Below are 12,490 nucleotides of genomic sequence, written 5' to 3' on the forward strand. Positions count from 1 at the left end.
TATACCGGCGACCAGCCGACGCTGGATACGATGCACAAGGATCTCTACCGCGCCCGCGCTGCCGCGCTCAGCATGATCCCGACCTCCACAGGAGCGGCCAAGGCCGTGGGTCTGGTGCTGCCGGAGCTCAATGGCAAGCTGGATGGCGTGGCGATCCGCGTTCCGACGCCGAACGTATCAGTGGTTGACCTGACCTTTACAGCGTCCCGCAACACCACGGTCGAGGAAATCAACGACGCGATCCGCACAGCGGCCAATGGTCCGCTCAAGGGTGTTCTGGGCTATACGGACAAACCTCTGGTGTCGTCGGATTTCAACCACGATCCGCATTCATCGATCTTTCACACCGATCAGACCAAGGTCATGGACGGCAATATGGTGCGCATCCTGAGCTGGTATGACAACGAATGGGGTTTCTCCAACCGCATGGCGGACACAGCCGTGGCGATGGGCAAGCTGATCTGAACCTCACCCGGCGCGCCTCGAAGCGGGCGCGCCGACCCGGTCATTCGGCGGATCCGCGCCCATCGCACCGGCGGTCTGCCAGGCGTCGGGAACTTCGGGCGATACTTGGGACTTTCCTCTTCAGGTCGGGCTGGACCCGACGGAAAAGGAGACACCATGACGGACACCTCTCTCAACCCCGGCAAACCGCATCTCGACCCGAGTTTCGAGACGCAACCCACCACTCCGAACGACCACCTGCGCAATCTGTACACGCGTATCGTCGATGCGAAAGCAGGTTTCGACGTCATGGTAGACAAGGCCGAACCCGAATTCCGGGATGTGGCCACGTCGTTTCGCGACTTGCACGCCCGGCACGCGGACCGACTTTCCAAGTTGCTGCATGGCCAGGTCGACGAAGACGGATCGCTCATGGGAACGGTCAACAAGGCTGTCGTATCTATCCGGGCCTTTTTCGACGAGATCGACGAAGATGTCATGGATCAGGTTCGCCGGGGTGAAAACCAGGTGCTGGCCGCCTTTCGAGACGCCGAAACGAACTGCGCTGCGCCCCACGAAGCCGAGTTGATCGCCATGCGGGCGGAATTGGAAGACCTGCTTGACCGCACCGCACATCTCGACTGATCTAACACAATCTGGCCCACCAATCTGGCCCACCGATCTGGCCCACTAATCTGGGACGTCCGCCCGGCCTCAGCCTTGCATCAGACGCAGGGCGGACTTTCCCTCATGTCAGTTGTTCTGCGGCGCAGCATCCTTATGTTCCAACCTGTAGCTGTTAGCGCAAACCGCGTTGCAGCGCAGGACCATAGAGCAAGGAAAGGACTGACCATGGCCCATTTTATGTCTTCCGTGCGTGACCGTCTTCAAAAGCGGGCCGCTTACAATCGCACCGTTCGGGAAATCCGCGCGATGCCACTGGATGTGGCGCTTGACCTGAACATCTATCAGGGCGACGCAGAGATCATTGCAGAGCGGGCCATTTACGGCCGCTGAGGGGTTCTCACCCCCGATGACTGACACAGCCGCGCATCCTTGCGCGGCTTTTGTCATTTGCGGGTCTTGAATTTCGCGGTCAACTCCCTGCGGACCGGGGCCGTCACGAACTTGCTCACGTCCCCGCCCAGACGGGCGATTTCCTTGACCAGCTTGGAGGCAATCGCCTGATGCCGGGCTTCGGCCATGAGAAACACGGTCTCGACGCTGTCATCCAGGGCACGGTTCATGCCGACCATCTGGAACTCATATTCGAAATCCGCCACGGCGCGCAGTCCGCGCACGATGATCGTGGCATTCACATCGCGGGCGCAGTCGATCAGCAGGTTTTCAAACGGATGGACCACAATCTCGATCCCGGTCTGTTCCGAAAGCGCGGCGCACTCGGCGTCGAGCATGGCCACACGTTCTTCGAGATCAAAAAGCGGTCCCTTGTCCCGATTGATCGCCACGCCGATGACAAGCCTGTCCACCAGCACAGCGGCCCGACGGATGATGTCGATATGGCCCATGGTGATCGGGTCAAAAGTCCCGGGATAAAGACCGATGCGCATGGGCAGTCTCCGGAGTGTCGTCAATTTTGCCTGTCTGGCATCAAAATGGGCCGGAGTTCAAGTCGAAGTCCGAAAGCCGGTCAGTGCCCCATGATCATGCCTTCCAGCGCATTGCGCTCCATTGCCAGTTCCGTCAGGCGTGCCTTGACCACGTCCCCAATGGTGATCAGTCCGACAAGTTTGCCGTCTTCGATCACCGGCATGTGGCGAAACCGTCCGTCCGTCATCTGTGACAGGATGTGATCGGCATCGTCGGTGCGGCTGCAGGTGACAAGTTTGGACGTCATGTAGGTGTCCACCGTGTCGGTCAGGCAGGTCGCGCCGCGATTGCCCAACTCACGCACGATATCGCGCTCTGACAGGATGCCCTCTGCCGTTTCGCCGTCATTCGAGACGACCACCGTCCCGATGCGTTTCTCCGCGAGGATCTTTGCCACGTCGGAAAGTGTGGTCCCGGTCTTGACGGTCACAACGGCATCCGTCGCCTTGCTCTTGAGAATGTGGTGGACTTGCATGTTATTTCCTCCGGTCCCGATATAACCCCAGCGTCCTCACTGGCCCGTGATCTGTCAAGTGTTTCAAAGTAGGGTCTCAAGACGCGCAACCTCGGCGCGGATGGCTTGCACCAGTGCCTTGGCAAACCGACTGATGCGATCAAGCCTGCGATCTTCGGCATGGCGCACAAGGTAAAAGCTGCGGGTGAAGGACAACGCGTCGGTCAGGATGCGGGTGACACCGGGGGCAAAGGGCAGTGCGAAATCATGGGCAATGCCGATACCGCCATGCTGGCGCAACAATTGAAGCTGCACGGACGCAGAGTTTGACGCCAGCGCGACGCGATCAAGATTCAGGTCACTGAGGTAATCGAGTTCCTTGTCGAAGATCATGTCGGGGATGTAGCCAACGATCCGGTGGTGATGAAGATCCGCGATCCCCGTGATCGGAGGACGGCTTGCCAGGTAGCTTTGGCTTGCCGCAAGGTGCAAACGGTAATCGGTGATGCGCTGATACGACAGGCGCGTCGCTGTTGGCGGGCTGACAGTGATCGCCATGTCCGCTTCGCGCCGAGACAGGTTCACCACGCGGGGCAAGGCGACAATTTGCAGATCAAGATCGGGGTTGGCCTTGGACAGATCCGCAAAGACGCGCGGCAGGACAAAATTCGCACAGCCATCCGGTGCACCGATCCGAATCTGGCCGGAAAGGGTTTCCGCATCCCCCGACAGAACCGCGCTGGCCCCCTGCATTGCCGCCTCTGCCCGTTCGGCATGATCGACAAGCCGCGTTCCGGCTTCGGTCAGGGTGTAGCCCACCGGGCTTTTGACGAAAAGCGCCTGCCCTATCGCTTCTTCCAACCTTGCCACGCGGCGGCCAACGGTGGCCGGGTCCATCCGCAACAGGCGACCTGCACCGGACAGGGTTTCGCTGCGCGCGACGGACAGGAAAATCCGCAGGTCATCCCAACTTTGCACGCCGCATCCCTTGCATTTTTGCAAAACTCATTTGAGATATTGCCTCTTTGCCCCGCATTTTTGCAAGGCTAGTGTTTCTCCAACCACCTGAGGAGGATTCCATGCAAGAACTGACCCATTATCTTGGCGGCGAACACGTCAAAGGCACATCCGGCCGCTTTGCCGATGTCTACAACCCTGCAACCGGCGAAGTGCAGGCCAAATGCCCGCTGGCGTCCAATGACGAAGTCGCCAAGGCCATCGAGATCGCAGCCGCCGCGCAACCGGCATGGGCCGCGACCAACCCGCAGCGCCGCGCGCGGGTGATGATGGCGTTTGTCGGCCTGCTCAACCGCGACATGGACAAGCTGGCCGAGGCGCTGAGCCGCGAGCATGGCAAAACAATCCCGGATGCAAAGGGTGACGTTCAGCGCGGGCTCGAAGTCGTTGAATATTGCATCGGAGCGCCGGAACTGCTCAAGGGTGACTACACCGACAGCGCCGGTCCGGGCATCGACATGTATTCGATGAAACAGCCGCTGGGTGTGTCCGCTGGCATCACGCCGTTCAACTTTCCGGCGATGATCCCGATGTGGATGTTCGCGCCTGCCATCGTCTGCGGCAACGCCTTCATCCTCAAACCGTCCGAACGTGATCCCTCGGTGCCGCTGATGCTGGCGGAACTGATGGAGGAAGCCGGTCTGCCCAAGGGCATCCTGCAAGTCGTCAACGGCGACAAGGAAGCCGTGGATGCGTTGTTGCATCACCCGGTTGTGCAAAGCATCGGCTTTGTCGGCTCGACCCCGATTGCGGAATATATCTATGGCACAGGCTGCGCCAACGGCAAGCGCGTGCAGTGCTTCGGTGGTGCCAAGAACCACATGATCATCATGCCTGACGCCGACATGGATCAGGCCGCCGATGCGCTGATCGGTGCCGGATATGGCGCCGCCGGCGAACGCTGCATGGCGATTTCGGTCGCGGTTCCGGTGGGCGACGAAACCGCTGACCGCCTGATCGAAAAGCTGGTCCCGCGGATCGAAAAGCTGAAGGTCGGACCCTACACTGCGGGCAATGACGTGGATTACGGCCCGGTTGTCACGGCGGCTGCCAAGCAGAACATCCTTGGCCTGATTCAGTCAGGCATTGATCAGGGCGCGGAGCTGGTTGTCGATGGTCGCGACTTCAACCTGCAAGGCTACGAAGACGGGTTCTTTGTCGGTCCGCACCTGTTTGACCGGGTCACACCGGATATGGACATCTACAAGAAAGAGATCTTCGGCCCGGTCCTGTCGACCGTGCGCGCCGGTTCTTACGAAGAAGCCATCAAGCTGGCGATGGACCACGAATACGGCAACGGCACCGCAATCTTTACCCGTGACGGTGACGCGGCGCGCGACTTTGCCAACCGCATCAATATCGGCATGGTCGGCGTCAACGTGCCGATCCCGGTGCCGCTTGCCTATCACACCTTCGGCGGCTGGAAGAAATCCGTTTTCGGAGACCTGAACCAGCACGGACCGGATGCGTTCAAGTTCTACACCCGCACCAAGACGATCACATCGCGCTGGCCGTCGGGCATCAAGGAAGGTGGCGAATTCAACTTCAAAGCAATGGATTGATTTAGCTGATCAATTCGCGGACAAAGGGCGGGCCTGTTCCCGCCCTTTTGCGTTCGAGGTTCCATGCCTGCCACCTTTCAAATCCTGCCGAAGTATAATCTAGTCTATGTCCAATACAGCGGCGTCATGCTGGTCGAGGACAGCCTGGCCGCGTTTGGGGAATATGCCCGGCACCCGGACGCCCGACCCGGCCATCGGCATCTGATAGATCTCAGCCGCATCACGGACATGGAGCGCGATTTTACGCGGGTCATGCAATTACAGGCGGCCAAGGGCGAAGACCTCGCCAATCGTGAGGAAGAGACCATGATGGTCTACCTTGCCAATACACCCATATCGCAAAAAGCGGCGGCCCTTGCCAGAAACGGGTGGTCTGACGCGCATGGCGTGATCGCGATTGTTCAGAACACCGAAGACGAGGCACTGGCCTCGCTTGGCCTGCCCTATCGGACCATCGACGCGCTGCTGCAAAGCGTCTTTCGCGACACCTTGTAACCCCCCTAGGCCGGGAAGGTCAGGTTTCCGCTCGACACACGCGACAGGACGCCGATCATCGTCGCAATCCCATGCGCGGTTGCCGGGTTCGCCGTTCCCGCTGGCAAGGTGATGACGTCGCCGTAATGCACGCCGGTTGCACTGACGACATCTGTGCTCAGGCGATAATTCTTGCCGTTGGCGATGCTGAACGCAGAGGTGATATCCCGCATGGTCTGGCCTGGATTGGTGAGTGCACTGGCAGCAGCGCCCATCGCGCGGGCCTGAAATGCAAAGTAATTGGTCTGCCAGATGTTGCGGGACGCGATAAGCGCAACGCCGGGTGCGTTGAAGGTGATGAAAGGAAGCCCCATGCGGGATCCAACCACCTGCGCGACCGCACCTCCAAGCGAATGGCCGGTGACGTAAACCGGACCATGCGCCCCCGCGCCTGCTGCAACCGCCTCTCCGATCGGATACATCGCGGTATTGATGGCAAAGGTCAGCTGCGCATCTTCCACAAGGTCCGACAGATTGTCGGTTCCGCGAAAAGCAACCACCATGACGGTCCCATCTGTGTAGATGATCGACCGGAGTCCGGAATTGCGATCGAATTGCGGGGGGCCGGCGGTCCATCGGGGCACGGCAGGTGTCGCGTCATATGCACCGCTGGACATGAGGGCGAAATCTGAAACTGTTGGCACTTCAAAAATTCCTTCTGTTCATCAATCCGGAAAGTCTAGCCAGCTTGATTTCAAAAAAGGACTCTTTTCTGGTCGCCCGCGATACGCTCTGACTCTGCAACAGGTTTTGCTTTTTTCAGGATGTCAGGTCATTTTAACAAAAGACATATCGGAGGCACGCCATGCAGGAACCTGAATTCAGCATTGGGATCGAAGAGGAATACCTGCTGGTCGATCTTGACAGCATGGCCCTTGCGCAGGCTCCGGAAGGGTTGATGGAAGCCTGTGCGGCCGAGTTGGAAAAGCAGGTCAGCCCGGAATTCCTGCAATGCCAGATCGAAATCGGCACAAAGGTCTGCGCCGACATCAACGACGCGCGTGACGATCTCAAGCGGCTGCGCAGCACGGTGGCGCGTTGTGCGAAGGTGCATAACCTTGCCCCGATTGCCGCATCTTGTCATCCGTTTGGCGACTGGAAGCACCAGCACCACACGAACAAGGATCGCTACAACGATTTGCAGGATGCCCTGGGAGGTGTTGTGCGGCGAATGCTGATCTGCGGGATGCATGTGCATGTTGGACTGAACGACGATGCCCTGCGCGCCGATCTGATGGGACAGATGGCCTATTTCCTGCCACATCTGCTGGCGATGTCGACCTCCTCTCCATTCTGGCAGGGGCAGGATACCGGACTGGCCTCTTACCGGATTTCGGTGTTCGACAACCTGCCCCGCACCGGGCTGCCGCCGACCTTCGACAATTGGGAAGAATACGAACGCTCTGTCAGGATCCTGGTCGATCTTGGCCTGATCGAGGACAGTTCGAAGATCTGGTGGGACCTGCGTCCGTCGCACAGCTTTCCGACGCTGGAAACGCGGATCATGGATGTTCAGCCCCGGCTTGAGGACACGCTGACGCTTGCGGCGATCAACCAGTGCCTGCTGCGGATGCTGTGGCGACTGCGGGTGCGCAATCAGCGCTGGCGGCGCTACGATCCGTTCCTGATTGGCGAAAACCGCTGGCGTGCGCAGCGCTACGGGGTGAGCGACGGGTTGATTGATTTCGGCCGTGGCGAGATCGTTCCGATGGCCGAACTGACCGACGAATTGATCGAACTCTGCGAACAGGACGCCGGGATTCTGCGCTGCCTGCGCGAACTCGAACACAGCCGGGACATTGTCGCCAAGGGCAATGGCACCACCCGGCAGCGCGCGGTTGTGGCGGATGCCAAGGCGGCAGGCAAAGATGCGGATGGGCAGATGCAGGCGGTGGTCAGCCATTTGGTCGAGGCGTTTCACGACGGGCTTTGACCTCTTGCAAAAATCCTGAAACAGTTGCTAATTAAACAAGCGTTCATTTCACGCATCCAAGGGAGGAGCGTCACGATGGATTTTGCCCTGAGTGAAGAACAGAATGCAATTTTCGACATGGCCTACGCGTTCGGGCAGGAAACCATCGCGCCACATGCCCGCGACTGGGAAGCCGAAGGCACCATTCCCAAAGACCTCTGGCCGCAGGTCGGCGCATTGGGTCTGGGGGGGATCTATGTGTCCGAAGACAGCGGTGGCGCCGGGCTGTCGCGGCTGGATGCAACGCTGATTTTCGAAGCCTTGTCGATGGCCTGCCCGTCGGTTGCGGCGTTTCTGTCGATCCACAACATGTGCGCCAAGATGATCGACACATATGCAAGCGACGACATGAAGGCCCGCGTGTTGCCCAAGGCCATGACGATGGAAACGGTGCTGAGCTATTGCCTGACCGAACCCGGAAGCGGATCGGACGCAGCTGCGCTCAAGACCCGCGCGGACCGCACGAACGAAGGCTACACGCTCAACGGAACCAAGGCGTTCATTTCGGGCGGCGGCTATTCCGACACTTATGTTGCAATGGTACGCACCGGCGCGGAAGGGCCAAAAGGTGTGTCAGCCGTGCTGATCGAAGAGGGCACTCCGGGGCTGAGCTTTGGCGGGCTCGAGGACAAGATGGGTTGGCGCAGTCAACCGACGCGGCAGGTGCAGTTCGACGATTGCAAGATCCCGACGGAAAACCTCTTGGGCGAAGAAGGGCGCGGATTTGCCTACGCCATGGCCGGGCTGGATGGCGGGCGGCTCAATATCGCGGCCTGTTCGCTTGGTGCGGCGCAGACCGGGCTGACGGCCACGCTGGCCTATATGGCCGAGCGCAAGGCCTTCGGAACGTCCATTGATCAGTTCCAGGCGTTGCAGTTCCGGCTGGCCGACATGGAAATCGACATGCAGGCGGCGCGCACCTTCTTGCGTCAAGCTGCATGGAAACTGGACACAGGCGCGCCGGATGCCCCCAAGTTCTGTGCAATGGCCAAGAAATTCGTGACAGAGACCGGATCCAGGGTTGTGGACCAATGCCTGCAACTGCATGGCGGGTACGGCTATCTTGCGGATTACGGGATCGAAAAACTGGTCCGCGATCTGCGCGTCCATCAGATCCTTGAAGGCACCAATGAAATCATGCGCCTGATCGTGGCGCGACACATGCTGGCCAAGTGACCCTTTTTCCGACTTTCCTCGGCCAGAAAGACCACGGGACAGCGCGCCTTTCTCTTTGCCCTCAACCAGACAGGGACACATGACTGACATCCATATCCGCCAAGATGGCCATGCCGGCCGCATCACGTTGCAACGACCACGCGCGCTCAACGCGTTGACCTATGACATGTGCCTTGCTCTGGAAGAGGCGCTGTGGACCTGGCGGTCGGATCCCACGGTCAAGCTGATCCTGATCGACGCAGAGGGCGAAAAGGCCTTTTGCGCAGGTGGTGACATTGCCGAAATGTATGCGACGGGCACTGCGGGCAATTACAGCTATGGTCAACGCTTCTGGCGCGATGAGTACCGCATGAATGCGTTGATCGCGGAATATCCCAAGCCGGTGATCAGCTTTCTTCAAGGTTATACCATGGGCGGCGGCGTCGGGGTTGGCTGTCATGGGTCGCACAGGGTTGTGGGCGACAGCAGCAAGATCGCCATGCCGGAATGCGGGATCGGCCTGATCCCGGATGTTGGGGGCTCGTATTTGCTGGCCCGCGCTCCCGGACGCCTTGGGGACTATCTGGGCCTGACCACGGACCGTATGGGACCGGGAGATGCGATTCATGTCGGGTTTGCAGATCTTTACGTTCCCGAAGACGCCTGGCCCGGCGTGAAAGTGGCGATCTGCGCAGATGGAAATCTGGCCGCGCTGAGCGGTGCGGCCAAGCCGGCACCTGCGTCACGCCTACAGGCGGCGCAGACACGGATTGATGCCCTGTTTGGCGGCTCCTCCTTGCAGGACATCGTCACCGCGTTGAAACAGGATGACGACATTTTTGCCAAGGATGCACTGAGCAAACTGTCCCGCAATGCGCCGCTGGCGATGGCCTGTGTGCTGGAAATCCTGCATCACTTGCGGACCGGCACCTGTGATATTCGCGCAGCACTTGAACTGGAGTACCGCTTTACGTCGCGCGCGATGGAAAAGGGCGATTTCATCGAAGGCATTCGGGCGGCGATCATCGACAAAGACAAATCGCCAAAATGGTCACATGATCTGGATGCGGTGCCCGAGGCCGATATCGCGGCCATGCTGGCACCCGTGACCGGGGAAAACCTGGCATTCGAACAGAGGGGGACGACATGAAAATCGGATTTATCGGTCTTGGAAATATGGGCGCGCCTATGGCGTCAAACCTGGCCAAGGCCGGGTATGACATCATCGGTTTTGACATGGCCACAGTCACGGTGAACGGCGTGTCCAACGCGCGCAGCGCGGTCGAGGCGGCAACGGATGCGGATGTCGTCATCACGATGCTGCCCAATGGCAATATCCTGCGGGCCGTCGCGGCACAGGTGATCCCTGTGATGCCCAAAGGTGCTGTGTTTCTGGATTGTTCGACAGTGGACGTGGACAGCGCGCGCGCGGTTGCCGCCGATGCAGAGGCTGCCGGTCTCCTGCCATTGGATGCGCCTGTTTCGGGTGGCGTTGGTGGTGCTGCTGCCGGAACCCTGACCTTTATGGTCGGCGGATCCGAGGCCGGCTATCAGACCGCCCTGCCCCTGTTTGAAACAATGGGTCAGAAATCTGTTCATTGCGGCGTGTCCGGAAACGGTCAGGCAGCAAAGATCTGCAACAACATGATTCTTGGTGTGACCATGATTGCGACATGTGAAGCCTTTGCACTGGCCGACAAGCTGGGTCTGGACCGGCAGGCGATGTTTGACGTGGTGTCCACATCGTCGGGCTATAGCTGGTCCATGAACGCCTATTGCCCGGCTCCGGGGATCGGGCCGCAAAGCCCTGCGGACAATGACTATAAACCGGGGTTCGCGGCGGAATTGATGTTGAAAGACCTGCGTCTGAGCCAGCAAGCCGCCGAAGGCTCGGATGCCGATACACCGCTTGGTCAGGCAGCGACCGATCTCTACCGGCGTTTCGTAGAAGAAGAAGGCGGCACCGGGCAGGATTTTTCGGCCATGCTGCCGCGCTTTGAAAAACGTGGGCGGTCGTGACCGCATAACAGCGAGGTCACAATCGGGCCGAAACCGCCCCGAAGGAGACCGAAATAGCCTAAAACTTAGCTAAATTGCTGCACAATACCGCCGCCTTACGCTGCCAAACCAATCGCCAAAGTTGGTTAACGGTAAGGCGGGACAGTCATGCCCATCGCACAGGCACTTCCCATCAACACGGGCGCAACTGCGTCCCAGATGGCGGATACGATTTTCGGACCGGGCATCACGGTCAACTCTGCCAGCTATACAGGTGCCAATCTGGCATCCGGCATCTATACAAATGGCGACACCATATCGCCCGAGCTGACACCCGGCGATTCCGGTGTCATCCTGTCCACGGGACGCGCCACCGGAATCACCAACAACTCGGGGTCGTTGAACACCAACACGTCAACCGGGCGATCTTTCAGCAACGGCCAACCCGGAGACAGCGACTTCAGTGCCATTTCCGGGGGGCTGAACACCTTTGATGCATCCTTTCTCGAAGTCAATTTCACTCCGAACGGAGACCTGCTGACTTTGGATTTCGTCATCAGTTCGGAAGAATATCCCGAATACATCAACTCCGCCTTTCTAGATGTTGTGGGAATCTGGGTCAACGGAACCCAGGCGACGGTCACGGTCGGAAACGGCAACGTGTCGGTTGGCAACATCAACGGAAACACGGCGGCCAACCTATACAGGGACAACCAGGCCGATCAGTTCAACACGGAAATGGACGGTTTCACCGTCACGCTCAGTGTTGCGGCTCCGGTCAATGCAGGTGTTCCCAACACGATCAAGATCGGTGTGGCCGACGTTTCGGACTCGACCTATGACACCAACCTGCTGATTGCGGGCGGGTCGGCACAGGCGTCTTTGGTCGCCGTCGACGATTCTGCGAATGTCGGGTTGAACAGCAGCAAGACACTTGACGTTCTGGACAATGACAGCTCGACCGGCGGCACGCTGACCATCACCCATATCAACGGGAATCCGGTTTCTGTCGGAAGCACCATCACCCTGACCTCCGGTCAGACGGTCATTCTGAATGCCGATGGCACTCTGACGGTTTTGTCCGATGGCGACATCGAGACAGCCTATTTCACCTATACCATCGACAATGGTCTGGGCCAAACCGACACGGCGATCGTTCAGATTGATCAGCTGCCCTGCTTTGTGGCTGGAACCATGATCGAAACACCGGATGGTCCCAGAGCGATCGAGACCCTGCGCCCCGGTGATCTTGTCCTGACGCTGGATCAGGGGCCGCAGGCGGTTCGCTGGGCCGGATCACGCTCTATCGCGGCACAGGGCGACTTTGCCCCGATCCGCATTCGGGCCGGAAGCTATGGTGCAACAGAGGATGTCTGGCTGTCGCCGCAACACCGGGTTCTGGTGTGCAATACCTGGGCGGAACTGTTGTTCGGAGCGTCCGAAGTGTTGGTTAAGGCCAAAGACCTCGTGAACCATAAAACCGTCTGCCGCGAAGAGCGCGACACGCCGGTGACATATGTCCACCTGCTGTTCGACGAACATCAGATCCTGACCGCACACGGGTTGCTGTCCGAAAGCTACCTGCCCGGTCCGATGATGAAACACGCCTTTTCCGAAGAAAGCTGCGCAGAAATTATCACGCTTTTCCCGGAACTTGCGAACCTTACCTCATCTGGTTGGGATGCGGCGCGCCCGATCCTCAAGACCTATGAGGCACAGGCCTTGCAAGCGCGAAGCGCGTAA

The 12,490-nt window shown here is 59.2% G+C and carries 14 protein-coding genes; 10 read left to right on the forward strand and 4 right to left on the reverse strand.

Annotation, left to right across the window (positions count from 1 at the left end; translation table 11 throughout):
* The 3 genes from ACTIEN_RS19190 to ACTIEN_RS19200 form a co-directional block, all read left to right on the forward strand.
* On the forward strand, window positions 1-465 hold a 465-nt coding region (locus tag ACTIEN_RS19190), incomplete at its 5' end, for a type I glyceraldehyde-3-phosphate dehydrogenase (RefSeq protein WP_439524762.1).
* Between the two features lie 156 nt (window positions 466-621).
* The gene (locus ACTIEN_RS19195) at window positions 622-1,089 is read left to right on the forward strand and encodes a DUF2383 domain-containing protein (RefSeq protein WP_439524763.1); all 468 of its coding nucleotides are present in this window, start codon (window positions 622-624) and stop codon (window positions 1,087-1,089) included.
* A 207-nt stretch (window positions 1,090-1,296) separates the two neighbouring features.
* The gene (locus ACTIEN_RS19200) at window positions 1,297-1,461 is read left to right on the forward strand and encodes a hypothetical protein (RefSeq protein WP_439524764.1); all 165 of its coding nucleotides are present in this window, start codon (window positions 1,297-1,299) and stop codon (window positions 1,459-1,461) included.
* Between the two features lie 53 nt (window positions 1,462-1,514).
* Here the strand turns inward: ACTIEN_RS19200 and coaD are convergent, their stop codons facing one another.
* The 3 genes from coaD to ACTIEN_RS19215 form a co-directional block, all read right to left on the reverse strand.
* Complete coding sequence (gene coaD, locus ACTIEN_RS19205; RefSeq protein ID WP_439524765.1) at window positions 1,515-2,015, reverse strand: pantetheine-phosphate adenylyltransferase; 501 nt, start codon at window positions 2,013-2,015, stop codon at window positions 1,515-1,517.
* An 80-nt stretch (window positions 2,016-2,095) separates the two neighbouring features.
* Window positions 2,096-2,530: a CBS domain-containing protein gene (locus ACTIEN_RS19210; RefSeq protein ID WP_439524766.1), complete on the reverse strand. Its 435-nt coding sequence runs from the start codon at window positions 2,528-2,530 to the stop codon at window positions 2,096-2,098.
* 63 nt (window positions 2,531-2,593) lie between these two features.
* Entirely contained in the window at window positions 2,594-3,487 is an 894-nt protein-coding gene (locus ACTIEN_RS19215) for a LysR family transcriptional regulator (RefSeq protein WP_439524767.1), read from the reverse strand.
* A gap of 101 nt (window positions 3,488-3,588) precedes the next feature.
* Here ACTIEN_RS19215 and ACTIEN_RS19220 point away from each other — a divergent pair, with 101 nt between their 5' ends.
* Window positions 3,589-5,088: a CoA-acylating methylmalonate-semialdehyde dehydrogenase gene (locus ACTIEN_RS19220; RefSeq protein ID WP_439524768.1), complete on the forward strand. Its 1,500-nt coding sequence runs from the start codon at window positions 3,589-3,591 to the stop codon at window positions 5,086-5,088.
* Between the two features lie 63 nt (window positions 5,089-5,151).
* The gene (locus ACTIEN_RS19225; RefSeq protein ID WP_439524769.1) at window positions 5,152-5,583 is read left to right on the forward strand and encodes a hypothetical protein; all 432 of its coding nucleotides are present in this window, start codon (window positions 5,152-5,154) and stop codon (window positions 5,581-5,583) included.
* Window positions 5,584-5,588: 5 nt separating this feature from the next.
* Here the strand turns inward: ACTIEN_RS19225 and ACTIEN_RS19230 are convergent, their stop codons facing one another.
* The gene (locus ACTIEN_RS19230) at window positions 5,589-6,266 is read right to left on the reverse strand and encodes a hypothetical protein (RefSeq protein ID WP_439524770.1); all 678 of its coding nucleotides are present in this window, start codon (window positions 6,264-6,266) and stop codon (window positions 5,589-5,591) included.
* Window positions 6,267-6,427: 161 nt separating this feature from the next.
* Here ACTIEN_RS19230 and ACTIEN_RS19235 point away from each other — a divergent pair, with 161 nt between their 5' ends.
* From ACTIEN_RS19235 to ACTIEN_RS19255, 5 genes are all read left to right on the forward strand, one after another.
* Window positions 6,428-7,555 (forward strand): carboxylate-amine ligase, encoded by a 1,128-nt coding sequence (locus ACTIEN_RS19235; RefSeq protein WP_439524771.1) that lies wholly within the window; start codon window positions 6,428-6,430, stop codon window positions 7,553-7,555.
* Between the two features lie 75 nt (window positions 7,556-7,630).
* Window positions 7,631-8,770 (forward strand): acyl-CoA dehydrogenase family protein, encoded by a 1,140-nt coding sequence (locus tag ACTIEN_RS19240; protein WP_439524772.1) that lies wholly within the window; start codon window positions 7,631-7,633, stop codon window positions 8,768-8,770.
* A 79-nt stretch (window positions 8,771-8,849) separates the two neighbouring features.
* Window positions 8,850-9,899 (forward strand): enoyl-CoA hydratase/isomerase family protein, encoded by a 1,050-nt coding sequence (locus ACTIEN_RS19245; protein WP_439524773.1) that lies wholly within the window; start codon window positions 8,850-8,852, stop codon window positions 9,897-9,899.
* Window positions 9,896-10,768 carry a 3-hydroxyisobutyrate dehydrogenase gene (mmsB, locus tag ACTIEN_RS19250; RefSeq protein WP_439524774.1) on the forward strand — a complete coding sequence of 291 codons (873 nt, stop codon included), beginning with the start codon at window positions 9,896-9,898 and terminating at the stop codon, window positions 10,766-10,768. Before ACTIEN_RS19245 ends, mmsB begins: the two co-directional genes overlap by 4 nt.
* Before the next feature lie 147 nt (window positions 10,769-10,915).
* Window positions 10,916-12,490: a Hint domain-containing protein gene (locus ACTIEN_RS19255; RefSeq protein WP_439524775.1), complete on the forward strand. Its 1,575-nt coding sequence runs from the start codon at window positions 10,916-10,918 to the stop codon at window positions 12,488-12,490.

It is taken from the genome of Marivita sp. (assembly GCF_051859345.1).
In the GTDB taxonomy this organism is placed as follows: Bacteria; Pseudomonadota; Alphaproteobacteria; order Rhodobacterales; family Rhodobacteraceae; genus Marivita.

Bases quoted from the DNA above. Each gene is read 5' to 3' on its own strand.
- ACTIEN_RS19195 (WP_439524763.1), top strand. From the start codon at position 622: ATGACGGACACCTCTCTCAACCCCGGCAAACCGCATCTCGACCCGAGT.
- ACTIEN_RS19200 (WP_439524764.1), top strand. From the start codon at position 1,297: ATGGCCCATTTTATGTCTTCCGTGCGTGACCGTCTTCAAAAGCGGGCC.
- coaD (WP_439524765.1), bottom strand. From the start codon at position 2,015: ATGCGCATCGGTCTTTATCCCGGGACTTTTGACCCGATCACCATGGGC.
- ACTIEN_RS19210 (WP_439524766.1), bottom strand. From the start codon at position 2,530: ATGCAAGTCCACCACATTCTCAAGAGCAAGGCGACGGATGCCGTTGTG.
- ACTIEN_RS19220 (WP_439524768.1), top strand. From the start codon at position 3,589: ATGCAAGAACTGACCCATTATCTTGGCGGCGAACACGTCAAAGGCACA.
- ACTIEN_RS19225 (WP_439524769.1), top strand. From the start codon at position 5,152: ATGCCTGCCACCTTTCAAATCCTGCCGAAGTATAATCTAGTCTATGTC.
- ACTIEN_RS19235 (WP_439524771.1), top strand. From the start codon at position 6,428: ATGCAGGAACCTGAATTCAGCATTGGGATCGAAGAGGAATACCTGCTG.
- ACTIEN_RS19240 (WP_439524772.1), top strand. From the start codon at position 7,631: ATGGATTTTGCCCTGAGTGAAGAACAGAATGCAATTTTCGACATGGCC.
- ACTIEN_RS19245 (WP_439524773.1), top strand. From the start codon at position 8,850: ATGACTGACATCCATATCCGCCAAGATGGCCATGCCGGCCGCATCACG.
- mmsB (WP_439524774.1), top strand. From the start codon at position 9,896: ATGAAAATCGGATTTATCGGTCTTGGAAATATGGGCGCGCCTATGGCG.
- ACTIEN_RS19255 (WP_439524775.1), top strand. From the start codon at position 10,916: ATGCCCATCGCACAGGCACTTCCCATCAACACGGGCGCAACTGCGTCC.